Source organism: Luteibacter jiangsuensis, assembly GCF_011742555.1.
In the GTDB taxonomy this organism is placed as follows: Bacteria; Pseudomonadota; Gammaproteobacteria; order Xanthomonadales; family Rhodanobacteraceae; genus Luteibacter; species Luteibacter jiangsuensis.
This window is the reverse complement of record NZ_JAAQQR010000002.1, coordinates 86,820-110,339: the sequence shown is the minus strand read 5'-3', so window position 1 is coordinate 110,339 and position 23,520 is coordinate 86,820. Positions and strand designations below refer to the sequence as shown.

The window sequence follows — 23,520 nt, the reverse complement described above, 5'->3', positions numbered from 1 at the left end:
GCCGATTGCCCTCGTCGGCCTGCATGGCATCATCCGGAGCGCAACAGGAATTCGCGTATGCATGACACGCTCATCCCGGGATGGATCCTCGCGGCTGCGATCGGCTGGATCGTGGCATGCCCCGCTTTCGCGGCCACCATGCCGCCGGTGCCCACCCCCCAGTTCCGCAGCTACGGCCTGCATGAAGGCCTGCCCAGCAGCAAGGTCCGTGCCGTGGCCCAGGATAGTCAGGGCTTCATCTGGGTGGGCACCTCGGTGGGCCTGTCCCGCTTCGATGGCGTGCAGTTCGTCAGCCCGGGTACGGGTCCCGAGAAGGGGCTGTCGCTGCCCGCGGGTGGAGTGTCGGCCCTGCTGGTCGACAAGGACGATCGCATCTGGATCGGCGGCGCCGACCTGGGCCTCGGAAGGTACGATCCTGCCCATGGCACGTTCGCCCAATGGCGCGACGAACTGCTGGACGCCGACGTGCGCGCCATCGCGCAAGCGCGCGACGGTTCCATCTGGATCGGCACGGGCACCGGACTGATGCACATGCAGCCCGATGGCAGCGGTCTGCAGGAGCGGGTCGCTGGCTCCGACGGCCCCTTGGCCACCTCCATTCGCGCGCTTCATGCATCGGACGACGGCCGCGTGTGGATCGGCACGGACGCCGGCGTGGCGGTGGTGGATGCCGCGGGCGCGATGACCTCGGTGCCGTTCGAGGACGGCAGCCACCCGCACGTGCTGCGCATCGACGGGCACGCCGCCGAGCTGCGCTTCGCCACCGAACACGGCCTGTATCGCCTTGCCCCCGACGGGCTTCTGCATCGCGACCGGCGCCTGGCGGCGTCGCCCTTATATGCCTCGCTTGCCGATAGCCACGGCATCCTGTGGGTCTCGGGCCCCGACGGGCTTCGCATGCTCGATCGCTACGGCCGCCTGCACGCCGTGCGCAGTGCCTGGACCGCCCAGGGCGGCCTCCCGGGACGCAACGTGCGCGGCATGCTGGAGGACCGCGAGCACGGCCTATGGTTCGCGTTGAGTGACGGGGGGCTTGCCTATCTGGGCCCCGCCTGGGACGACTTCACCCGTTTCGCCCATGTGGCCACGGACCCTTCCAGCTTCCCGGGACGCACGGTGAAGGCGGTCGCGGCTCAGGGAAGCACGAAGCTATGGGTGGGGGGCCTCTATGGCTGGATCCGCGGATTCGATCCCGCCACCGGGAAAACATCGGAAGGTTTCGATATCGAGGCGATGCGCGTGCAAACGCTCCTGGAGACGCCGCGCGGCCTGCTCATCGGTACGGTGGACGGTCTTTCGCTGGGGCAGGACGGCAAGACGCGGCCGCTCTTGCGGGCAATCATCGACCACCCCGTGACCATGCTTGTCCGCGGTCCCGACGACACGGTGTACGTCGCCGCGCTGGGGCAGGGACTGTTCAGGCTGGACGCCAACCTGGGTCGTGCGCGTCCGATTCCCTTCGCTGCGTCGCGCCGCGGCATGACCGACACGCGGCAGATCGAAGTGGTCGGCGACGACCTCTGGCAGGCAAGCGTGGCGGGCCTCGCCCGCCTGGACCGCGCCTCGGGCGACATGCGTTTCATTCCCGGCGTGGCGCCCGGCCGCATCAACGCATTCGAGCCGGACGAGGACGGATTCTGGGTGGTGCGTCCGGACGGCCTGGAGCATTACCGCTGGGACGGACGGCACGCCCAGCGCGACCGCTGCGTCAAGGGCGTGCACGGCTTTCCCTCGGCGGACATCCTCAATGTGCGCCGCGACGTCGCCGGACGCCTGTGGCTTTATGGCGAAACCGGGGTCTGGCGCTTCGACCCGGGCACGGACAAGTTCCGGCCCTTCGGCCTCGCCGACGGACTGGCGAACGGCGAATTCACCAACGCCACCACGGTGCAACTCGACGACGGCACGATGTACGGCGCCACGCTCGGCGGCCTGGTCGGTTTCCGACCCGACCGCCAGCGCGACCATACGCGGAAGCCGTCCATCGTAGTGCTCGGCGCGTCCGTGCTGCGCGGCGGAATGCGCACGCCCCTGCCCATCGACAAGGACACGCTGCGCCTTGCGTGGAACGACCGCGAATTGATTGTCAACGCGCGTGCGCTCTCGTACGTGAATCCCGACCGCAATCATCTGGTGTTCTCCCTGGAACACGACGGCGAGACCACGAAGATGCGCACGGGCAAGGACGGCCAGCGGGCCTTCGCTCCCCTCGCTCCGGGCGCCTACACCCTCAGCATCTCCGGCGCGGGGCGCGACGGGGTCAGTGGCACGTTGCCCCATCCTCTGACGATCGTCGTCGATGCGCCGCCGTGGCTTCGCTGGTGGGCGTGGCTGAGCTATATGCTCCTCTTCGTCGCGACGGTCGCCGCGCTCGTGCTGGGCATGCGCCGGCGCGTGCGCCAGGCCATGCGCCTCAAGCTGGCCGAGCAGCAGCGGCGCCTGGCCGAGGAAGCCAATGCCGCGAAAACCGATTTCATGGCCACGCTGGGCCACGAGATCCGCACGCCGATGACCGGTGTACTCGGCATGGCGGAACTGATGGCGAGTACACCGCTGGATGAAACGCAGCGCGCTTATGTGGAAGCGGTGCGGCGATCGGGCACCACCTTGCTGCGGCTGGTGAACGATGCGCTCGATCTCACCCGCATCGAGGCCAGGCGTCTCGTGCTCGAATCCGAATGCGTGCCGCTGTGCGCGCTTACCGGCGAGGTGATCGCGCTGGCCGCATGCAATGCGAGGGAGAAGGGTCTCAACCTGTCGTCGTCGTCGAATGCGAACGTTCCCGAATGCATCCGCGGCGACGCCATCCGCTTGCGGCAGATCCTGCAGAACCTCGTGAACAACGCGGTGAAGTTCACCGAGGCGGGCGGCGTGTCCCTGCACGTGGGATACGAGGGCTCGTCGCTCGTGATGACGGTAACCGACACCGGACCGGGCATGTCGCCCGAACTCTGCGCCCGGGTGTTCTCGCGTTTCGAACAGGGCGGATCGCCGCAGCGCGCGCAGGGTTCCGGGCTGGGCCTCGCGATCTGCCACGAACTGTGCACGCTCATGGGTGGCGACATCCGCGTACGCAGCCAGGTGGGGCAGGGCACCGCCTTCGTGGTGAGCCTTCCCCTGGCGCCGTGCCGCTGCGGTCAATCCGGCACGCACACGCCACCGGCATCGCCTGGCATGACATGCAAGCGCCTGCTACTGGTGGAAGACGATCCGGTTGTCAGCGACGTGATCGTCGGCCTGCTGCGGGAACGCGGCCACGTCGTCACAGCCGTGGGCGACGGTCTCGCCGCCATGACCGAACTCTCGCGCCACACGTTCGACGCGATGCTGCTCGATCTCGACCTGCCCATGGTCGACGGCTTTCAGGTGGCGCGCATGGTGCGACGCATGGACGGCGCGGCCGACATCCCCATTGTCGCCGTGACGGCCCGTTCCACGGGCGACGAACTCGTCGCCATCAAGGATGCCGGCATGGATGCGCTCGTGCGCAAGCCGATGACGGGGGGCGATCTGGACAGCGTGCTCGAGAGCGTTTGCACGGCGCTCGAGCACTGAACCTAGCCAAACCGCCTGAAGTAGGCCAACGCCCCCACGATCAACAGCGACGTGGGCAACAGGTTCGCCAGTAACGGTGGCAAGCCGTACACGGTGCCGAAGTTCACCATCGCGCCCTGGAGGAAGTACCAGCCGATGGCGAGGATGATGCCGATGAAGAGACGCTTGCCGAGGCCGCCGGAGCGCAGCGAGCCGAAGGCGAAGGGCATGGCGCAGAGGACCAGCACCAGCGTGTTCACCGCGAACAGCGCGCGGCCCCAGAAGGCCACCGCGTAGGCGCCCGGATTCTGCCCGTTGGCTTCCAGGTAGCGCATGTTGCGGCGCAGGTCGCTCATCGACAGGTATTCGGGGTGGATCACCGACTGTTCGAGCACGTGCGGGTTGAGCTTGGAGGCCCAGGTCTGGGTGTCTTCGTGCGTGGAATGTGTGCCGGCCGCGTCGAGCGACGTGGTGCGCACATTGCTCATGACCCAGTGGTTGCCGTCGTGGATGGCGCTGTCGCCGTGCGAGAACGTCTTCACCTGGCCGTCGGGGGTGAAGTCGTAGACGCGAACGTCCACCAGCTTCACCGTGGGGCGGTCGCCGTCCTGCGTGGCGATGGCGGACTTGGCGTTGATGATCTTGCCGCCGTCGCGAGCCCACAGGCCGCTGCTGGTGGAACCTAAGTTACTGGAGCGCATGCGCACCTGGATGGCCTGTGCGTGCTGGTCGCCGTACGGCGCCACCGTCTCGCCCATGACGACCACGGCAAGGGTGAGCACGGCGACCACGCCCGCTGCCGACATGGCGATGCGCAGCTTGGACATGCCCGCGGCACGCAGCGCGGTGAGTTCGCCGGTGGCGGCCAGGCCACCCAGGCCAAGCAACCCGCCGATGAGGGCCGCGTTGCTGAACATCTGATACAGGCGCCGAGGCACCGTGAGCATGATGTAGGCAATGGCGTCGTAGAGGGTGAAGCCGTTCTTGCCGATGTTGCCGAGCTGGCGCACGAACTGTGTGAGGGCGTCGAAGCCGGTGAGCACCAGCCAGACGAGCAGCAGGGTGCCGAGCACGCTGAAGCCGATCAGACGGTCGGCACGCTTGACGGTGAGCGTGGCCATCACTGGGCTCCCTTCACGCGCCGGGGGGCGTTCTGCCGCCAGAAGTACCAGGCGGCTACGCCGAAGACGATGGCATGCAGCAGCCAGATGGGTGCGGAGGTATGCAGATGGCCTTTGATGATCTGCGCGCGCGCGATCAGCTGCCACACCACGTAGAGGAAATAGGCCAGCACGGCGATGAGCAGACGGCCGTAGCGGGCGTCGCGAGGCGCCTGCCGCGACATCGGCAGCACCATCATCATCAGCACGAGGGTGCTCACGGGCGCCGCGAAACGCGACACCAGTTCACCCAGGTTGTCGGGTGTCAGCGACTTGAACAGATCGGTGGTGGACGCCTCGTGCGCCGGGTCGGTGTCTTCGTCGTCGTCCGTGATGTTGGACAGCGAGATGTCGTTGCGTTCGTATTTCATGCGGCGCCAGTTGTCGGCACCCAACGGGATCTCGAACTGCCAGCCGTCGAACAGGGCGAGGAAGCGGTTCTGGCCGTCGCTTTCCTGGTACATGCGGCCATTCTTGGCGTTCACCACGCGAACCTGCGGCTTGCCGTCGCTGTCGGTGCGGTCCGTGGCGAGGAAGGTCTTGCCCAGCACGGTGCCGTCGCGGCTCAGCGTGTCGACGAAGATGATGCCGCCCTTGCCCGGCAATTCCGTGAAGCGGCCTGCGTCGAGGCCGGCGGCGATCACGGACTTGTTGGCGGCGGCGATGACCTGGTCGGCGGTGCGGGCGGAGAGCGGGCCCAGCCAGAGGGACACCAGACCCACCACGATGGTGGCGGCCACGGCCAGCAGGGTGACCGGCCGCAGCATGCCGCGGGGGCCCATGCCGGAGGAGGCCAGGACGTGCATTTCGCTTTCCCGGTACATGCGGCCCAGGGCGATGAGGGTGCCGAGGAAGGCCGACATGGGCAGGAGGGTGGAGAGCAGATCCACCATCTGCAGACCCAGCACCTCGAACATGACGCTGGGCTGGATGCTGCCGTTGGCGACCTTCTGCAGCACGGTCGCGAACGCGCCGCCGGCGAAGATCACCAGCAGCACGATGGCCGTCGCGAGGACCCCGTAGGCCAGCTCGCGCAGGAAATAACGGTCGAGGATGCTGAGCATTTGATAGAATTGGCGGTTCGTGCCGCGTCAGTCCCTGCCGGCAAACCATAAGTCTAGCCTGTCCGGGCCCCGGCGGGCTTTCGCAGGACAGTTAGCTATGACGGTTCAGTTCAGCCTCGGTTCCCATGCTCCCGAATCGACCGCCACCCCGGTAGCCGTGGTAGGCGTCTACGAGAACGGCGTCCTGACCAGCGCCGCGGCGCGTATAGACACCGCCGCGGACGGCGTCATCAAGCGTCTCGTGGAAGCGGGCGACATCACCGGCAAGGTCGGCAACGTGGTCACCCTGCTGCACCCGGCCGGCGTGGCCGCCGCCCGCGTCCTCATCGTGGGCCTGGGCGCGCAGAAGACCTTCGACTCCGCGCGCTACCAGCGCGTCACCACGGAGGCCGCCCGCGCCATCGGACGCCTGCCGGTCGCCGAGGCCACCAGCTGGCTGCCCGAGGTCGACGTGCCGGGCCGCGACGCCGCATGGCGCCTGCGCGTGGCCGCCCTGGTCACCGATCACGTGGCCTATCGCTATACCGCCACGGTGAAGCCCCGCGACAAGGCGCAGCCGGAGCTTGCCTCCGTCACGCTGGTGGGGCCCGCCGATGGCGAGGCCGGTATCGCCGAGGCAAGGGCCATCGCCGAGGGCGTCCGCTACGCCCGCGAGCTCGGCAACCTGCCGCCGAACATCTGCAACCCCGACTACATCGCCGACCAGGCCCGCGCGTTCGCAGAAGCTCACGAGGGCGTCGCCTTCGAGAGCCTCGACCGTGCCGACATGGAGCGCGAGGGCTTCGGCTCGCTGCTCGCCGTCGCCCGGGGCTCGGCCAACGCGCCGCGCCTGGTGATCCTGCAGTGGAACGGCGGCAAGGAGGGCGAGCGTCCCTATGCCTTCGTGGGCAAGGGCATCACCTTCGACACCGGCGGCGTCAGCCTCAAGCCCGGCCCGGGCATGGAAGAAATGAAGTTCGACATGTGCGGCGCGGCGGGCGTGCTCGGCGCCTTCGTGGCGGCCGTGAAGCTGCGCCTGCCGGTGAACCTGGTCTGCGTGGTGCCCGCGGTCGAGAACATGCCGGACGGTGCGGCGTACCGTCCCGGCGATGTGCTCACCAGCCTGTCGGGCATCACCATCGAAGTGCTCAACACCGACGCGGAAGGCCGGTTGATCCTCTGCGATGCGCTCACCTACACGGGCAAGCGTTTCGACCCGCACACCATCATCGACGCCGCGACGCTCACGGGCGCCTGCGTGGTGGCCCTCGGCAAGCACGCCAGCGGCCTCATGACCAAGGACGAAACGCTGTCCGCGGAACTTCTGGCAGCCGGCGAGGCCACGCTCGACCGCGCATGGCGCCTGCCGCTGTGGGACGACTACCAGAGCCAGCTCGACTCGGGCTTCGCCGACGTGGCGAACATCGGCGGCAAGTACGCCGGTGCGATCACCGCGGGCTGCTTCCTCGCCCGGTTCACGGAAGGCCGCCGCTGGGCGCATCTGGACATCGCCGGCACCGCATGGGACGAAGGGCGGAAGGGCCTGGCCACGGGCCGCCCGGTGCCGTTGCTGACCCAGTGGCTGCTCGACCGCGTCGCCTCGGCCGGCTGATCCCTCACCGATGCCGCGCGCCGATTTCTACCTGATCGACAAGCCGCGTTTTCGCGAGGATCCGCTGCTGCTGGTGTGCGAACTCGCGAAGCGCGCATTCGGCGCGCAGCAGCCCACGCTCATCCTCACGCGCGATTTCGAACAGGCCGAAGCGATCGACGAGTACCTGTGGGCGTTCGACGAGGACACCTACATTCCGCACCAGCTCGCCGGCGACGAGGAAGACGCCAACACGGCGGTGCTGATCGTGCCGCCGGGCGTGGAAACGCCCGACCGCCCGCTGGTCATCAACCTGCGCGATACGTGCGCGCCCGGCCAGTTCGATCGCGTGCTGGAAGTGGTAGCCGCCGATCCGGCGGAGCGCGAAGGCTCGCGTTCCCGCTGGACGCAGTACAAGCAGGCGGGCTTCGAGGTCACGAAGCACGATATGTAAATCGTGCCATGTGGGAGCCGGCTTTGCCGGCGATCCCGCGGCAGCGGGCAACCTTGCCGCGAGCATCCATCGCCGCTGAAGCGGCTCCCACACAAAGCTGGTCTGCCGCGGGCGGCCGTCAGCCGCCCAGCTTGCGCGCCTGCTCGCGCATCGCGTCAGCCTGGCGGGTCCAGTCGGCGATACGCTGGCGTTCCTGCGCCACCACTTCGGCCGGTGCGTTCGCCACGAAGTTCGCGTTGCCGAGCTTGGCCTCGCACTTGCGGATCTCGCCTTCCACCCGCGCGATCTCCTTCGCCAGGCGTGCCTTCTCGGCGCCCACGTCGATCAGGCCTTCCAGCGGGATGAGCACGCGCATGCCGCCGACCACGGCGACCGCTGCGGCGGGCTCCTCGCCCGATACCCACGTGGGCGATTCCACGCGGCCGAGGAAGGCGATCTGCGCGGCGAATTTCTCCGCACGGGAGCGATCGGCAGCGTCGCCGTCCGCGAACAGCAGCGGAATGACCTTGCCCGGCGCGATGTTCATCTCGGCGCGAATGCGGCGCACGCCCGTGAGCACGTCCTTCACCCATTCGATCTCCGCCGAGGCGGCATTGTCTGCCGCGATGTCGGTGGCTTCGGGGTAGGGGCGCAGCATGATGGTGTCGCCTTCGATGTCCAGCAGCGGGCGAACGTGCTGCCAGATCTCTTCGGTGACGAAGGGGATCAGCGGGTGCAGCGCGCGCAGCAGCGTTTCCAGCACGTGCACGAGGGTGTAGCGCGTCGATGCCACGGCGGCCGTGTCGCCGCCGTTGAGCGCGGGCTTCGACAATTCGAGGAACCAGTCGCAGAACTCGTTCCAGGTGAATTCGTACAGCGCCTGCGAAGCCAGGTCGAAACGATACAGGGCAAGCTGTTCCTTCACCGTGGCGAGAGTCTGGCCCAGGCGGGTGAGGATCCAGCGCTCCGCTTCCGTGGACGGCTTTGCGCGCGCGACCGGGCCTTCGCCCAGGTTCATCAGCACGAAGCGCGACGCGTTCCACAGCTTGTTGACGAACGCCTTGTAGCCCGCGCAGCGCTCCAGGTCGAACTTGATGTCGCGGCCGTGCGTGGCGAGCGATGCGAAAGTAAAGCGCAAGGCGTCCGCGCCGAAGGCCGGAATGCCTTCGGGGAATTCCTTCCGCGTGGCCTTTTCGATCTTCTCGGCCATCTTGGGCTGCATGAGGCCGCGCGTGCGCTTGTCGAGGAGTTCGTCGAGGCCGATGCCGTCCACGATGTCGAGCGGGTCGAGCACGTTGCCCTTGGACTTGGACATCTTCTGCCCGTCCTTGTCGCGGATGAGCCCCGTGACGTAGACATCCTTGAACGGCACTTCGCCGGTGAAGTGGTCGGTCATCATGATCATCCGGGCCACCCAGAAGAAGATGATGTCGAAGCCGGTGACCAGCACGTTCGTCGGCAGGTAGCGGTCGAAACCGCGTTCCGCCTGTGCCTGCGGATCGGGCCAGCCCAGCGTGGAATGGCTCCACAGGGACGACGAGAACCAGGTTTCCAGCACGTCGGCGTCGCGGCGCAGCGTGCCCGTACAGCCCTGGGCGGCCGCCTTTGCCTTCGCCTCGGCCTCGTCGCGAGCGACGATCACCGAGCCCCCGTCGGTGTACCACGCCGGAATCTGGTGGCCCCAGGTGAGCTGTCGGCTGATGCACCAGTCCTGGATGTTGCCGAGCCAGTGACGGTAGGTGTTGATCCAGTTCTCGGGCACGAACTTCACGTGGCCGTGCTCGACCAGTTCCATGCCGCGCGCGGCGAGGGTGTCCATCTTCACGAACCACTGCCAGGTGAGGTAGGGCTCGATCACCTGACCGGTGCGGTCGCCGCGCGGCACCTGCAGCTTGTGCTTCTTCGTCTCGACCAGCAGGCCTGCGGCCTCCAGATCGGCGAGCACCGCCTTGCGCGCGACGTAGCGGTCCATGCCGCGGTATTTCTCCGGCGCGGCGTCGTTGATCTTCGCGTCGTCGGTGAGGATGTTGATCAGCGGCAGGCTGTGCCGCTGGCCGATGGCGTAGTCGTTGAAGTCGTGCGCCGGAGTGATCTTCACGCAACCGGTGCCGAAGTCCTTCTCGACATACTCGTCGGCGATGATCGGGATCTCGCGTTCCGACAGCGGCAGCTTCAGCATGCGCCCGACGAGGTGCGCGTAGCGCTCGTCTTCCGGATGCACGGCCACGGCCACATCGCCCAGCATGGTTTCCGGGCGCGTGGTGGCGACCACGAGTTCGCCGGAGCCGTCGGCAAGCGGGTAGCGGATCGACCAGAGGGAGCCGTCTTCCTCCTCGCTGACCACTTCCAGGTCGGAAATGGCCGTCTTCAGCACCGGGTCCCAGTTGACCAGCTTCTGGCCGCGATAGATCAGGCCTTCCTCATGCAGTCGTACGAAGGTCTCGACCACGGCCTTCGACGGGCCCTCGTCCATGGTGAAGACCTCGCGGCTCCAGTCGCCCGACACGCCCAGACGGCGCATCTGGCGACCGATGGTGCCGCCCGACTCCTTCTTCCATTCCCACACGCGGGCGATGAACGCGTCGCGGTCGAGGTCGGCGCGCTGCTTGCCCTCGGCATTCAGCTGGCGGGTGACGACCATCTCGGTGGCGATGCCGGCGTGGTCGGTGCCGAGCTGCCAAAGCGTGTCGAAGCCGCGCATGCGGTGGTAGCGCACCAGCGTATCCATGATGGTGTGCTGGAAGCCATGCCCCATGTGCAGCGTGCCCGTGACATTCGGCGGCGGCAGCATGATCGTGTAGGGCGTGCCCTTGCCCGACGGCTTGAAATAGCCGTTGGACTCCCAGTGGGCGTACCACTTCGACTCGATCTGACTGGGCTCGAAACTCTTGTCCATGCGTGGGCTCAGGGCGTAAAGACCGCCATTGTAGGCGATACTTGGCGGATGACTGAACACGAAGTGGCCGCGATCCTCGGCGCGGAAGGCCCTTTCGCCCGCGAAGTGCCGGGTTTCGCGCCGCGCGAGGCCCAGCAGCGCATGGCTTCGGCCGTGGCGTCCGCCATCGCGGACCGCGACCTGCTGGTGGCGGAGGCGGGCACGGGTACCGGCAAGACCTTTGCCTACCTCGTGCCGGCCCTGCTGTCGGGGCGCAAGGTCATCGTTTCCACCGGGACGAAAGCCCTGCAGGACCAGCTTTTCTTTCGCGACCTGCCTCGGGTGCATTCGGTCCTGGGCAGCCGCGCAAGGCTGAGCCTGCTCAAGGGCCGCGCTAACTACCTCTGCCTGTACCGCCTGGACCAGGCCGTACGCGAAGGCAATCCCGACCGCCAGCTCGTCTCGCAGCTGTCCGCGATCCGGGCGTGGTCCGCCCGCACCCGCCGCGGCGACCGGATGGAAATGGCCGACATCCCCGAGGATTCCCCGGTCTGGCCGCGGGTGACTTCCACGCCGGAAAACTGCCTCGGTTCGGAATGCCCCTTTTTCGAGGACTGCCACGTGGTGAAGGCGCGGCGGGAAGCCATGGAGGCCGACCTCGTGGTGGTGAACCACCACCTTCTCATGGCCGACCTTGCGCTGAAGCAGGAGGGTTTCGGCGAGATCCTGCCCGGCGCCGACGCATTCATCCTCGACGAGGCGCATCAGATTCCCGAGTTGGCGGGGCAGTTTTTCTCGCAGAGCGCGAGTTCGCGGCAACTGACGGATCTTGGGCAGGACGCGCTGGCCGAGGCGCAGGGCGTCACGGGCGCCATGAGCCAGCTGCTCGAGCCGGTGGAGGCCATCCACGACCTGGTCAAGCGGCTACGCCTCGCCATGGACCCGCTGCCCTCGCGCGGGCCCTTCGGCGCTCTCGACAGAGAGCCCGGCATACGCGACCTTTTGGGCGAGTTGCGAGACGTGATGGCCGCCCTGGCCGATCTGCTGGCCGCCCTCGGCGAGCGTTCGCGCGGACTTGCGAACGTGTACGAGCGGGCGCAGATGCTCAGCCTGCGGCTCGACCGCATTGCGGAGGAACATTCCGCGAGCGACGTGCGCTGGTACGAAACCTGGCCGCGTGGCTTCGCTCTGCATGCGACGCCGCTGGATCTCGCCTCGCCGCTGCGCGCCATGCGCATGTCCACCGACGCGGCATGGATACACACCTCCGCCACGCTTTCGATCGCCGGGGATTTCGGTCACTTCTCGCGTCAGCTAGGTCTGGAAGACCCGCGCACGCTGCACGTGGAAAGCCCATTCGACTATGAGCGTCAGGCGCTTGCCTACTTGCCGAAGGATCTGCCGGACCCGGCGGCACGGGATTACACCGATCGCGTGATCGCCGCCATCCGTCCGGTGCTCGACGCATCCGGCGGCCGTGCCTTCCTGCTCTTCACGTCGCATCGTGCCTTGCGGCGAGCTGCCGAACTGCTGGAAGGCCGTGTGCCCTGGCCGCTGTTCGTGCAGGGCACGGCTCCGCGACATCGTCTGCTTGAGGCATTCCGCGCCAGCGGCACCGGTGTGCTGCTGGGTGCGGCGAGCTTCTGGGAAGGCGTGGACGTATCGGGCGACGCCCTGAGCGTGGTGGTCATCGACAAGCTGCCCTTCGCGATGCCCGACGATCCGGTGCTGCAGGCCCGTCTGGAAGCGCTGGAAGAGGCGGGCATCAATCCTTTCATGGGATGGCAGGTGCCCACCGCCGTGATCGCCCTGAAACAGGGCGCCGGGCGCCTGATTCGCGACGTGCACGACCGCGGTGTGCTCGTGCTGTGCGATCCGCGCCTCAGCACCAAAGGCTACGGCCGCCTGTTCCTCGCCAGCCTGCCGCCCATGCCGCGTACGCGCGAGCTGGCCGACGTGGTGCGTTTCTTTTCCTAGGGTTGTTGTGGATGCGAATGCTGGCGATGCCGCCATTCGTGCCGACGCAGATGGGTGCCATGCTGCCCTTGATCGAGGAGGCCTTCCCGCGCACGGTCTGCGCGGGCTTGCGGCGTTTCGCTTCGCGCCAATTCGGCGCAGGGGGACTCGGTCGTGGCGGCGATGGCCGCGCCGACCATCAGGGCCAGCGGCATCGTTAGCTGGACGGGAAGCATCATGCTGTCCTCGGGTGGGGTGATGGGGTCATCCTCCACGGAACGAATCGGCGCGTCATGAGAACACTCTCACTTTCGCTGTGAGCGATGGCGCCGCTTTTTGCCAGTGCTTGCCTGTGCATCGCCAGAAACGAACCACGTGCGACGCCCTTTCGCCAGGGACGATTCCCCCACCACAGGAAATCGCGGGCAAGACCATGTTTCGTTGGATGCAATCCATAACCGCCAAAGTGCTGGGCATCGGCATGCTTGCCCTGATCATGCTCATTCCCCTCTCCCAGGCGGACGGCCTCGTCCGCGAGCGCCAGGCCATGCGCGACGCCGCATCCAGGCGGGTGGCGGAGGGTTGGGGCGGCCCGCAGACGCTTGGCGGCTTCGTGCTTGCCGTGCCCACCCGATACGAAGTGCGCGCCAGCGACGACAAGGTGCTGAGCGTGCGCGACGGCACCGAGATCGTGCTGGCCGACGACATCGAGACCGTTGCCGACCTGTCGGTGGAGCGCCGTCATGCGGGCATGTACGACGTGCCCGTGTACACGGGCGAGGTGACATTGCGCGGACGCATCCAGCCGGACGATCTGCGCGACTTCGCCGCCGACAGCGGCGCCACCTGGTTTCCAGGAAAGGCGGAACTGCGGCTGCTCGTCGCCGATACGCGCGGCCTGCAGGCGATCACCTCGCTGACCGTGGACGGGCACACGGCGAAGCTGTCTTCCTCCGCCGCGCGCATGGGGCCGTACACGGTGCTCGCCACGCCGGTGGCGATCGATCCGGATCGCCGCACGCCATTGGATTTCTCGGTCACCCTTCGCATGGCGGGCACCGAGTCGTTCTCGGTGCTGCCGCTGGCGCGAACGAACGCCGTGCGGGTGCGTGCGCCCTGGCCCGATCCGAGTTTCACCGGCGCGCTGCTCCCGGGGAAGCGCCAGATCGACACCCGTGGATTCGATGCGTCGTGGCAGGTGCTCGACCTCAACCGCGATTACGGGCAGCACTGGAACTCGGCCGATGCGGACGTGACGGCGCGGCTCGCGGCGTCGGCCTTCGGTGTGAAGCTCTACCAGCCGGGCGGGGTGTACCAGCAGAACGACCGGGCGGGGAAATACGGGCTGTTGTTCATCGCGCTCACGTTCGTCGCGTTCTTTCTTTTCGAAGTGCTGAAGGGGCTACGCCTGCATCCGGTGCAATACCTGCTGGTGGGCGCCGCCATGACAAGCTTCTACGTGCTGCTCCTGGCGCTGTCGGAACAGTTCGGATTCGGCCCCGCCTATGCCGTGGCCGCCGCCACCGTGGTGCTGATCGTGGGCGGTTATGCCATGGCCGCCCTGCACGCGCGCAGGGCAGGGCTGGCCCTGGGCGGCGTACTGGCCCTGGTTTACGCCATACTGTACGGCCTGATCGGCGCCGAAGAGTACGCACTGTTGATCGGATCGGTGGTGCTCGTGGCAGTGATCGCGCTGCTAATGTTCCTGACGCGCCGCATCGACTGGTACGCGCAGACCACGCCATCTCCCATGCCGGATTCGCCATGAACTTCCTTGCCATCGAAACCTCCACGGAAGCCTGCTCGGTCGCCCTTGTCCACGGCGACGAGGTGATCGAGCGCAGCGAGGTGGCGCCACGCCGTCACGCCGAGCTGGTGCTCCCGATGGCGGACGAACTGCTCGCGGAAGCGGGGCTGCAGCGGCACGCCCTCGACGGTATCGCGGTGGGCCGCGGCCCCGGCGCGTTCACCGGCGTGCGCCTGGGTGTCTCGCTGGCGCAAGGCATGGCCATGGCACTCGACGTTCCCGTCGTCACCGTGTCGTCGTTGCAGGCGTTGGCGCTGGAGGCACCGGAAGACGATGCCGCCATCCTGTCCGTGATCGATGCGCGCATGGGCGAGATCTACGTGGCGGCATGGCGCCGCGACGCCGACGGCGGCGTGACCCTGCTGGACCGCGAGCGCGTGGACACGGCGGCGGCACTGGTCCTGCCCGAGGCGGCGGCATGGCACGTGGTGGGCACGGGCTGGGCCACGTACGAGGCGATCCTGCGCGAGCGCATCCCCGCGCCGATCCGTTCCGCGGAAGGCGCGCGTTATCCGCAGGCCCGGCACGTCGCGGAAGTGGCCGCGCGTCGGTTCCGCGACGGCGAGGCCGTGGCGCCCGAACTGGCACTGCCGGTGTATCTGCGCGACAAGGTGGCGCTTACGCTGGTGGAGCAGGGCAAGGCGTAGCGGAAAATGTCCAACCCGCTTCTGCCGTGAGTCGCATAAGGCGACTGGCGGTGATATGCGGCGATTTACGCAGCAACGCGCGCGGAGCGCGCCTCGCGCGCCACGCGGTCGAAGAAATCGGCGCTGCGTTCGATCAGCATGCGGCGTTCCCGGTCGATGGTGATCATGTGGTAGCTGTCGGCCAGGAGCAGCATTTCCACCGGGCCGCGCACGTGTCGCGCCACGAGGTCCGCGTTCGCGGCGCTGGCCACTTCGTCGTCCAGCGCGTGCGCGATGAAACAGGGCGCAAGCACGGACGGAAGGCGGCGGCGCACGTCGCGTGCAAGCTCCACCGTTTCCGCCAGGGCGTGCCACGGATCGCCCTCGCGCTGTGTAGCTCCATCGGGGCCGCCTGGCATGTTCCTGCCGAAGTGTTCCCGTAGTCGCTGTTCGTGGATTCCATGCGGCGGCCATTGCAACAGGCGGCGATGGCGCCCGATGCCGAGACGCTTGAACAGCGGCAACAGGAACGACATGCGCGCCGCCCAGCCCGTGGACCATCCGTCGTAGCGGAACGTCGCGCCGAACACACCCACGCCTGCGACCCAGTCCGGATGCACCGCGGCTAGGCGCAAGGCGAGCAGTGCGCCCATCGACGAACCGGCCACGAACATGCGGTCCACGCGTCCGCGCAGCTCGACAGCGGCGACTTCCACGCTCGCGTACCACGCCCTCCAGTCGGAGGCGAGCAGTTCTTCCTCGCTTCCGCCGTGTCCCGCCAGGGCCACGCCCTGCACGGTGAAGCCGGCGCGATTCAGTCCTTTGCCGAGAAGACGCATCTCCTCGGGAGTGCGGCCGAGCCCATGCACCAGCAGGACCCCTTCGGCCCCACCTTCGAACCGGAACGCCGGCGGCATGTTCACGTGGCCCTTCGTCATCGTCCGCACCATGCAGGCCATGGTGCCCGGCGGCCGTTTCAGCTGGCTTTCCCACGGGGTGCGACAGCTTGCGAAACGTGTCGCAAGTTCTGGCGAAGATGCGGCGTTGCCAGCCTCAGTGCAGCGAGTGGTCCTTGAGCGGAGCGGCTGCGGGGAAGTGAAGTTCCACGCGCAGGCCACCGGCCTTGGCGTGCAGGAAATTCACGCGCGCGTCGTGGCGCTCGGCGATGCTCTCGACGATGGCGAGGCCCAGGCCGGTGCCGTCTTCGTCGACGCCGGGTACGCGAAAGAAGCGCTCGCCGAGTTGTCCGAGGAACGCATCGTCGACGCCGGGACCGTCGTCCTCCACGGCCAGCAGTACCTCGTTCTCGCCGCGGGCCACCGACACCGTCACCACGTGGCCGCGGCCCGCGTAGTGGAAGGCGTTGTCCACGAGATTGTCGATCACTTCCTGCACCTGCAATGCATCGCCTCGAATGATGCAGGGATCGTCCGTGCCTTCGTAGCCGAGATCGACACCCGCGGCGAGGGCCTGGTGCACGCGCATCGCCACGGCTTCCGGAACCACGGTTGCCAGATCGATCTCGGCCATGCCGTCGCGATCCGGCAGGTCCGGCGACTGCGTGCGCGTCAGCGCGAGCAGCTGCGCCGACGTGCGTGCGGCGCGCGCGGCAAGGCGTTGCACGTGGTTCATCGCGTCGGCGCGCTGGGCCGGGTCGGTGGTCTCGGTCAGCCTCTCCACGTGCAACCGGATGCCGGCGAGCGGCGTGCGCAACTGATGCGCGGCGTCGGCGATGAAGCGCTCCTGCAAGCCCAGCATGTTGCGCATGCGGGCGAACAGGTCGTCGATGGTGCGGGTGAGCGGAAGGATCTCCACCGGCACGTCTTCCTCGCCGATGGGGCTGAGGTCGTGTTCGCGCCGGGCCAGGCGCGAGGTCAACGGTTCCAGCACGCGCAGGCCGTGGCTCACGCCAAGCCACACAAGGAAGAGGACGGCCACGATGAGCAGGGCCTGCATCGGCAGCGTGAGCAGGAGGATCTCGCGTGCGCGGGCGTGCCGGTCGCGCAGGTTCTCCGCCACGGTGATCGTGAGCACGTCGTCCGGATCGTGACGGCTGGGCACGCGCATGGTCGCCGCCCGCAGCGGGCGATGGCCCAGTTCGGTGTCGAAGAGCCGCGGTGGCGCGTCCACGGCGACGGAGGGTGCCTGCAGGATCGCGTTGCTGATGACCCGCCCGTGCCGGTCGCTGGTCACGGTGTAGTAATTGCGGCCGTTGGGATCGTATTCGAGAAGGAACCGCGCCTGTTCGGTCAGTTCGCCGCGCAGCGCATCGCTGCCGATCATTTCCGAGAGCGTAAGCGCGTTGTCCGAAAGCGTGGCGTCGTGCACCCGGTTGGAATACGCCAAGGCGACGAAATAGCCGATCACCGCATCCAGGAGAAGCACGCCGAGCACCGGCACGAGCAGAAAGGTGAGCAGCCGCCGCCGCAGGCTGGGGCGTGGCGGTCGCCGTGCCGCCGAGTGGCGGCGATCAGGCATCCGCGCTTTCTTCGAGGAGATAACCCAGGCCGCGGATGGTGCGGACGCTGGTTCCCGAACCCTGCAGCTTCTTGCGCAGGCGGTGCAGGGCGATGTCCAGGCCGTTGTCGGTCAGGTCTTCGTCCCAGTTGCACAGTGCCTCGACGAGCTGGGTGCGGCTGGTGACCTTGTCGGCCCGGAGGGCAAGCGCTTCCACCAGGCCGAACTCGCGGGCGGTGAGGTCCAGCGCGGTGTCGCCGATCCAGGCGCGGTGTCCCGGGATATCCAGGCGGAGGCGTCCGATACGGAATTCCGGGGTGCCCTGGCTCGTTCGCCGGCGGAGCAGGGCGCGTACACGGGCGTCGAATTCGGCGAGGGCGAACGGCTTCACGAGGTAGTCGTCGGCGCCGAGATCGAGCACACGCACGCGTTCCTTCAACCCTTCGCGCGCGGTCACCACGAGCACCGGCAAGCCGGAGCCGCGCTTGCGCGCCCGCGACAGCACCTCGCTGCCGTCGAGCAGAGGCAGGCCCAGGTCGAGCACGAGCAGGTCGTAGTCGTGGTCGCGCAGGGCGTTGTCGGCGCTGGCGCCGTCGGTGACATGGTCGACGGCGTGTCCGCCTTGTTCGAGCGAGGCTCGTACTGCCGCGCCGATAGCGGCGTCGTCTTCGGCCAAAAGGATGCGCATGAGGGCCAAGGATACGCTCCGGATAGGTGTTCGCGCATCCTGTCGCGACAGGCTTTCAAGCCGCTTTCCGGGCGTAATTGCGAACGATTCGCATTATGGTTAACATGGCCCGCTGCGATCACCACCATCCCAGGGGCTTTACGGAAAACATGCGCGACACCGTCGATCGGCAACGCCGTGCCTTCTGGCTCAAGCACCTGCACCGCTGGCACTGGATCAGTTCGGCGGTTTCGCTCGTCGCGCTCCTGCTGTTCTCCGTCACGGGCTTCACGCTCAACCACGCCGCGCGCATCGAGGCCTCGCCTGCGGTGTCGCGCTTCGCCGCGACCTTGCCCGCGCCGCTGCTGCGCCAATTGACCGATCCGGGCGCGAAGTCCGCGCCGGTTCCGCCAGCGGTCGCCGAGTTCGTGCGGAGCGAAACCGGCGCACGTATCGAAGCACGCGCGGGCGACTGGAGCGACGACGAGGTGTACGTCTCGCTGCCCAGGCCGGGCGGCGATGCGTGGGTCGCTATCGACCGGGAGAACGGCGACGTGCAGTACGAAGTCACCGACCGGGGCTGGCTGGCCTGGCTCAACGACCTGCACAAGGGACGCAACACCGGGGCTGTCTGGAGCGCGTTCATCGACGTGTTCGCGCTGGCCTGCCTCGTGTTCGCCGTGACGGGTCTCGTGCTGCTCAAGATGCACGCCGCGCAGCGCGGCATGACCTGGCCCATGGTCGCCCTGGGCTTCGTGCTGCCCGTCGTCATCGCCCTCGTGTTCATCCATTGAAGGAATCGCCATGCGTCGCCTCCTGACACTCGCCATCTGCGCCTGTTGCGCCGCGCCCGCGATCGCGGCCGACATGAACATCACCGTGGAAATCCCAACGCTGAAGGTGGCCGAGTACCACCGGCCGTATGTCGCGGTGTGGATCGAGCGCGAAGACCACAGCGTCGCGGCCAACCTCGCGGTCTGGTACGAAATGAAGAAGGGCGACGGCGAAGGCACGAAGTGGCTGAAGGACATGCGCCAGTGGTGGCGCCGCAGCGGTCGCGAGCAGACCATGCCGATCGACGGCGTGTCCGGCGCCACGCGCCCGGCCGGCCAGCATCGCCTGCGCTTCGTCGACGGCAAGCCCCCGCTGGGCACGCTCGCGCCGGGACACTACGAACTGGTGGTGGAGGCGGCACGCGAAGTCGGCGGGCGAGAAGCCCAGCGCATTCCCTTCGATTGGCCGGCCAAGGCGCCCGTGCACCTGTCCGCCAAGGGCAGCGAAGAACTCGGACAGATCGACCTCGACCTCAACCCTTGAACGGAGCCGTACCGATGAAGCACACGCTTGCCCGCGCCGCCTTCTGCGCCGCCCTCGTCCTGCCGCTCGCGGCACAGGCTCACAAGATGTGGATGGTGCCCAGCGCCACGGTGATCTCCGGCGACGACGCCTGGGTGACCGTCGACGCCGCCGTTTCCAACGATCTCTACTATCCGGATCACTTCCCGGCCAGGCTCGACACCCTGGTCATCACCGCGCCGGACGGCTCGACGGTGAAACCGGAAAACGCCGCGACCGGCAAGTACCGCAGCACGTTCGACGTGCCGGTACCGCAGAAGGGTACGTATCGCCTCGCGCTCGTGAACCAGGGCCTGTTCGCCAATTACGAGCTGGACGGCCAGAAGAAGCGCTGGCGTGGCACCCCTGCGGAATTCAAGGGGGCTATCCCCGCTGGCGCTAAGAACGTGGCGGTGAGCGAGATGGCGTCGCGGGTGGAGACCTTCGTCACCCAGGGCTCGCCGAGCGACGGCGCGCTGAAGCCTGTCGGCAAGGGTCTGGAACTGGTACCGGTCAGTCAGCCGAACGACCTCATGGCGGGCGAGAAAGCCACCTTCCGCCTCCTGCTCGACGGCAAGCCCGCGGCGAACCTCAAGGTCGTGGCCATCAACGGCGCCACGCGTTATCGCAACGCGCAGGACGAGATGGACACCACCACCGATAGCGACGGAAAGTTCAGCTTCACCTGGCCCGCGGCCGGCATGTATTGGGTCAACGCCTCGACCGAGGACGATCGCACCTCGGTGAAGGAAGCGAAGAACCGCCGGCTCGCCTATACGGCGACGCTCGAAGTGCTCCCGCAATAAAGCCCGCCATGCGTGCCGAGACCCACCGTGCGCCGAACGCCGTAGGAGCGCGCCCTGCGCGCGACGGCTCTTCGCGAAATGCGCCAGGGTCGCTGGCACGCATCTGCCATAGCGTCGTCTGCCTGCTCGCCCTGGTCTGCGCTCCCGCCTTCGCCAGCGACATACATCGCTTCGAAGGCGAGACGATGGGAACGACGTGGTCGGTGAACGCCGTGCTTCCCGACGGCGCGGATGAACACGCCATCGAGCAGGGCATCCAGGCCGAGGTCGATCGTGTCGTGACGCAGATGAGCACCTACGACGATACGTCCGACCTCAGCCGCTTCAATCGCGCACCAGCGGGTACGTGGCAGGCGCTGCCCCCGGAATTGTTCACCGTGCTGCGTTACGCGCTGCAACTGGGGAAGGCATCCGGGGGCGCTTACGACCCGACCGTGGGTCCGCTCGTGAACCTGTGGGGCTTCGGTCCCGGCAAGGCTTCGGCAGGCAAGCCGTCGTCGCACGATCCGGTCCATCCGTATGCGCCGCCCGATGCGGCGGCCATCGCCGAGGCAAGGAAGCGCGTGGGCTGGGCGAAGATCCGTCTGGACGAGGCACATCGGCGGGCGTTCCAGCCCGGCGGCGTCTATGTCGATCTCTCCGCGGTCGCGAAGGGGTTCGGCGTCGATCAGGTGGCACGCTTCCTCGATCGTTCCGGTGTCGATGCGTATCTCGTCGAAGTGGGGGGCGAACTCCGCGGCCACGGCCGCAAGCCTGACGGCTCGCCCTGGCGCGTGGGCATCGAGCGTCCCGGCGCGGCGGCCGGTGCCGTCGACGATCCCGACGAAGTGGGGCGCGTGCTTTCCCTCGACGACAAGGCCATCGCCACATCGGGCGACTACCGCCACTTCTTCGAAAGTGGCGGACGGTTCTTCTCGCACCACATCGACCCACGCACGGGTTATCCGGTGGCGCACCGGGTGGCGTCGGTCAGCGTGGTCGCGAACGACTGCATGCACGCCGATCCGTTGGGCACCACGCTGACAGTGCTGGGCCCGGACGAGGGCATGGCCTTCGCGAAACGGCACGGCATCGCGGCGCTGTTCATCCTCCACGATGGCGACGGCCATGTCGTGGAGCGCATGTCGCCGGCGTTCGCCGCCCTGGTCAAGCCGTGATCGCTGGCGAACTGACGCGCTTCGCGCTCGCGGGCGGCCTCGTTCTTGCCTGGACGGCCTTCACCGTCGCGTGCGCTCGTCGCGGCATCCGCAAGGACACCGGCGCGACCGGGGGCGTCCTCGTCGTGCACGCGTCGCAAACGGGCTTCGCCACGGAGCTTGCCGACCGGACGGCGGAGGCGTTGCGCGCGGGTGGCCTGACCGTGGACGTCCGCGGCATGGACGAACTCACGCCCGACGTGCTGGAGGCCACGCCGCGCGCGCTGTTTGTCGCCAGCACGACCGGGGAGGGTGATGCCCCCGACGCCGCGACGGCGTTCGACGGGAACCTCATGAAGACACCCGCGGCACTGCACGGCCTCGCTTACGGCGTGCTGGCCCTGGGCGACCGCGACTACGACGACTTCTGCGCTTTCGGCCGCCGTCTGGACGGGTGGCTACGCGCAAGCGGAGCCGCGCCCCTGTTCGATCGTGTCGACGTGGACAACGGCGACGAAGGCAGTCTTCGCCATTGGCAGCACCATGTCGCGCATCTCGCCGGCCTTCCCGGCATGAGCGACTGGGCGCGGCCGGCCTACCAGGCCTGGCGGCTCGTCGAACGGCGCCTGCTGAATCCCGGCAGCGCCGGTGGTCCCTGCTATCACCTGGCGCTGGTGCCGGACGATCCGACGCACCTTGCCTGGGAAGCCGGAGACATCGCCGAGGTGGGGCCGCGCCGTGCCAGGGGCGATGCCGCGACGCTGCCCCACCGCGAATATTCGATCGCGTCGCTGCCCGACGACGGCGCGCTGCATCTCGTCGTACGGCAGATGCGTGGCACGGACGGCGAGATGGGCATCGGTTCGGGTTGGCTGACCGAACGCGCAGCGCTGGGGGACGTCGTGGATCTGCGCGTGCGCCGCAACGCCGGATTCCATGTGCCCGAGGATGCGCGGCCACTGCTTCTGGTGGGCAACGGCACGGGCATCGCGGGGCTGCGCGCCCTGCTGAAGGCACGCATCGCGCGCGGCCATCATCGGAACTGGCTGGTGTTCGGCGAGCGGCACGCTGCCATCGACCGCCTCCATGTCGACGAACTGGAACGCTGGCACGCGGAAGGCACCGTCGAGCGGCTGGATCTCGTCTGGTCGCGCGAGAGCCGCGGCGCACGCTACGTGCAGGACCGGCTGCGCGCCGCCCGCGACGAGGTTCGCCGATTCGTGGAACAGGGAGCCGGCGTGTATGTCTGCGGCAGCCTGGCGGGTATGGCGCCCGGCGTGGATGCCGCCCTTCGCGAGGCGCTGGGGGACGTCGCGGTAAACGATCTCGCCGTGACCGGGCGTTATCGCCGCGACGTGTACTGAGCGTGCTCCGCGCGCGTCACGCGACGCCCAGGCGCAGCTTGCCGTCGGCGAAGCCGTCGAAGCGCAGTGCCGTCAGGTCGTGCATCCACGCCACCTGGGCCGGCACCTCGTCCGGATGGTCGCCCGCGATGGCGAGCACGCGGGCACCTGCGGCGAGCCCGGCCTCGATGCCAGCCTTTGCATCCTCGAAGACAACGCACTCGGCGGCAGCGGCATTCATGCGCTGCGCGCCCAGCAGGTAGCCCTCCGGGTCCGGTTTGCCGTTTCGCACCATCTCGCCTGCCACCATGCGCGGCGGCGGTTCGATCCCCGCCGCGCGGAGGCGCGCTTCGGCCAGTGGCGTGTCGGCGGAGGTCACGATGGTCCACGTGTGGGCGGGCAGCGAGGCAAGCAGCTCGACCGCGCCGGGGATCGGCACGATGCCGTCCACGTCTTCGAGTTCCTCGCGATACAGGCGGTCGTATTCGGCCTGGATGTCCATGCCCGGCTTGGCGAACATCTTCACCGAGTCGAGCATGCGGACGCCGTGCAGGCGGGGAAGCACGTAGTGCCAATCGACGCCGTGCTCGTCGCACCAGCGTTTCCAGATCTTTTCCACGACGACGCGGGAATCGACCAGCGTGCCGTCCATGTCGAAAAGCAGGGCCCCGGCTTCGATGAGCTGGCCCGGTTCGAGTCGCATGATGCCTCCGGTATCGTGAAGAGCGCCGCGCACGCGCGAAGCCCTCCA

Annotated in this window: 18 protein-coding genes; 11 read left to right on the top strand and 7 right to left on the bottom strand. The window is 67.9% G+C overall.

Annotated elements, in window-relative coordinates; all coding sequences use genetic code 11:
- The first annotated feature begins 57 nt into the window (after positions 1-57).
- Positions 58-3,555: a hybrid sensor histidine kinase/response regulator gene (locus HBF26_RS04120; RefSeq protein WP_167123367.1), complete on the top strand. Its 3,498-nt coding sequence runs from the start codon at positions 58-60 to the stop codon at positions 3,553-3,555.
- A 2-nt stretch (positions 3,556-3,557) separates the two neighbouring features.
- Here HBF26_RS04120 and lptG read toward each other — a convergent pair whose 3' ends face one another.
- On the bottom strand, positions 3,558-4,655 hold the full coding sequence (lptG, locus tag HBF26_RS04115) for an LPS export ABC transporter permease LptG (protein WP_167123365.1): 1,098 nt from the start codon (positions 4,653-4,655) through the stop codon (positions 3,558-3,560).
- Entirely contained in the window at positions 4,655-5,758 is a 1,104-nt protein-coding gene (gene lptF, locus HBF26_RS04110) for an LPS export ABC transporter permease LptF (protein ID WP_167123363.1), read from the bottom strand. The genes lptG and lptF overlap by 1 nt, the downstream gene beginning before the upstream one ends.
- A 97-nt stretch (positions 5,759-5,855) precedes the next feature.
- Here lptF and HBF26_RS04105 point away from each other — a divergent pair, with 97 nt between their 5' ends.
- Positions 5,856-7,349, top strand: coding sequence for a leucyl aminopeptidase (locus HBF26_RS04105; RefSeq protein ID WP_167123361.1), 1,494 nt, complete (start codon positions 5,856-5,858; stop codon positions 7,347-7,349).
- A gap of 10 nt (positions 7,350-7,359) precedes the next feature.
- Complete coding sequence (locus HBF26_RS04100) at positions 7,360-7,782, top strand: DNA polymerase III subunit chi (RefSeq protein WP_167123359.1); 423 nt, start codon at positions 7,360-7,362, stop codon at positions 7,780-7,782.
- 118 nt (positions 7,783-7,900) lie between these two features.
- On the opposite strand, the gene HBF26_RS04095 is transcribed toward HBF26_RS04100, so the two are convergent.
- Positions 7,901-10,657 (bottom strand): valine--tRNA ligase, encoded by a 2,757-nt coding sequence (locus HBF26_RS04095; protein ID WP_167123357.1) that lies wholly within the window; start codon positions 10,655-10,657, stop codon positions 7,901-7,903.
- Between the two features lie 48 nt (positions 10,658-10,705).
- Here HBF26_RS04095 and yoaA point away from each other — a divergent pair, with 48 nt between their 5' ends.
- From yoaA to tsaB, 3 genes are all read left to right on the top strand, one after another.
- Positions 10,706-12,613, top strand: a complete 1,908-nt coding sequence (gene yoaA, locus HBF26_RS04090) for a DNA repair helicase YoaA (protein ID WP_167123354.1) — start codon at positions 10,706-10,708, stop codon at positions 12,611-12,613.
- Positions 12,614-13,037: 424 nt separating this feature from the next.
- Positions 13,038-14,360 carry a cell envelope integrity protein CreD gene (gene creD, locus HBF26_RS04085; protein WP_240151210.1) on the top strand — a complete coding sequence of 441 codons (1,323 nt, stop codon included), beginning with the start codon at positions 13,038-13,040 and terminating at the stop codon, positions 14,358-14,360.
- Positions 14,357-15,046, top strand: coding sequence for a tRNA (adenosine(37)-N6)-threonylcarbamoyltransferase complex dimerization subunit type 1 TsaB (tsaB, locus tag HBF26_RS04080; RefSeq protein ID WP_167123350.1), 690 nt, complete (start codon positions 14,357-14,359; stop codon positions 15,044-15,046). The genes creD and tsaB overlap by 4 nt, the downstream gene beginning before the upstream one ends.
- 65 nt (positions 15,047-15,111) lie before the next feature.
- Here the strand turns inward: tsaB and HBF26_RS04075 are convergent, their stop codons facing one another.
- The 3 genes from HBF26_RS04075 to HBF26_RS04065 form a co-directional block, all read right to left on the bottom strand.
- On the bottom strand, positions 15,112-15,963 hold the full coding sequence (locus HBF26_RS04075; RefSeq protein ID WP_240151209.1) for an alpha/beta hydrolase: 852 nt from the start codon (positions 15,961-15,963) through the stop codon (positions 15,112-15,114).
- Positions 15,964-16,078: 115 nt separating this feature from the next.
- Complete coding sequence (locus HBF26_RS04070) at positions 16,079-17,503, bottom strand: sensor histidine kinase (protein WP_167123348.1); 1,425 nt, start codon at positions 17,501-17,503, stop codon at positions 16,079-16,081.
- Positions 17,496-18,170, bottom strand: a complete 675-nt coding sequence (locus HBF26_RS04065) for a response regulator (RefSeq protein ID WP_167124338.1) — start codon at positions 18,168-18,170, stop codon at positions 17,496-17,498. The genes HBF26_RS04070 and HBF26_RS04065 overlap by 8 nt, the downstream gene beginning before the upstream one ends.
- Before the next feature lie 149 nt (positions 18,171-18,319).
- Between HBF26_RS04065 and HBF26_RS04060 the strand changes: the two genes are divergently transcribed.
- Genes HBF26_RS04060 through HBF26_RS04040 form a run of 5 tightly spaced genes read left to right on the top strand, consistent with a single transcriptional unit; the run spans position 18,320 to position 22,790 of the window.
- Positions 18,320-18,943, top strand: a complete 624-nt coding sequence (locus HBF26_RS04060) for a PepSY-associated TM helix domain-containing protein (RefSeq protein ID WP_167123346.1) — start codon at positions 18,320-18,322, stop codon at positions 18,941-18,943.
- 10 nt (positions 18,944-18,953) lie between these two features.
- Positions 18,954-19,466, top strand: a complete 513-nt coding sequence (locus HBF26_RS04055; protein WP_167123344.1) for a DUF2271 domain-containing protein — start codon at positions 18,954-18,956, stop codon at positions 19,464-19,466.
- A gap of 14 nt (positions 19,467-19,480) precedes the next feature.
- Complete coding sequence (locus HBF26_RS04050; protein ID WP_167123342.1) at positions 19,481-20,290, top strand: DUF4198 domain-containing protein; 810 nt, start codon at positions 19,481-19,483, stop codon at positions 20,288-20,290.
- Positions 20,291-20,298: 8 nt separating this feature from the next.
- Positions 20,299-21,447 (top strand): FAD:protein FMN transferase, encoded by a 1,149-nt coding sequence (locus HBF26_RS04045; RefSeq protein ID WP_167123340.1) that lies wholly within the window; start codon positions 20,299-20,301, stop codon positions 21,445-21,447.
- Positions 21,444-22,790, top strand: a complete 1,347-nt coding sequence (locus tag HBF26_RS04040) for a flavodoxin domain-containing protein (protein WP_167123338.1) — start codon at positions 21,444-21,446, stop codon at positions 22,788-22,790. Before HBF26_RS04045 ends, HBF26_RS04040 begins: the two co-directional genes overlap by 4 nt.
- 16 nt (positions 22,791-22,806) lie before the next feature.
- Here the strand turns inward: HBF26_RS04040 and HBF26_RS04035 are convergent, their stop codons facing one another.
- Positions 22,807-23,472 carry an HAD-IA family hydrolase gene (locus tag HBF26_RS04035; protein WP_167123336.1) on the bottom strand — a complete coding sequence of 222 codons (666 nt, stop codon included), beginning with the start codon at positions 23,470-23,472 and terminating at the stop codon, positions 22,807-22,809.
- Positions 23,473-23,520 lie beyond the last annotated feature (48 nt).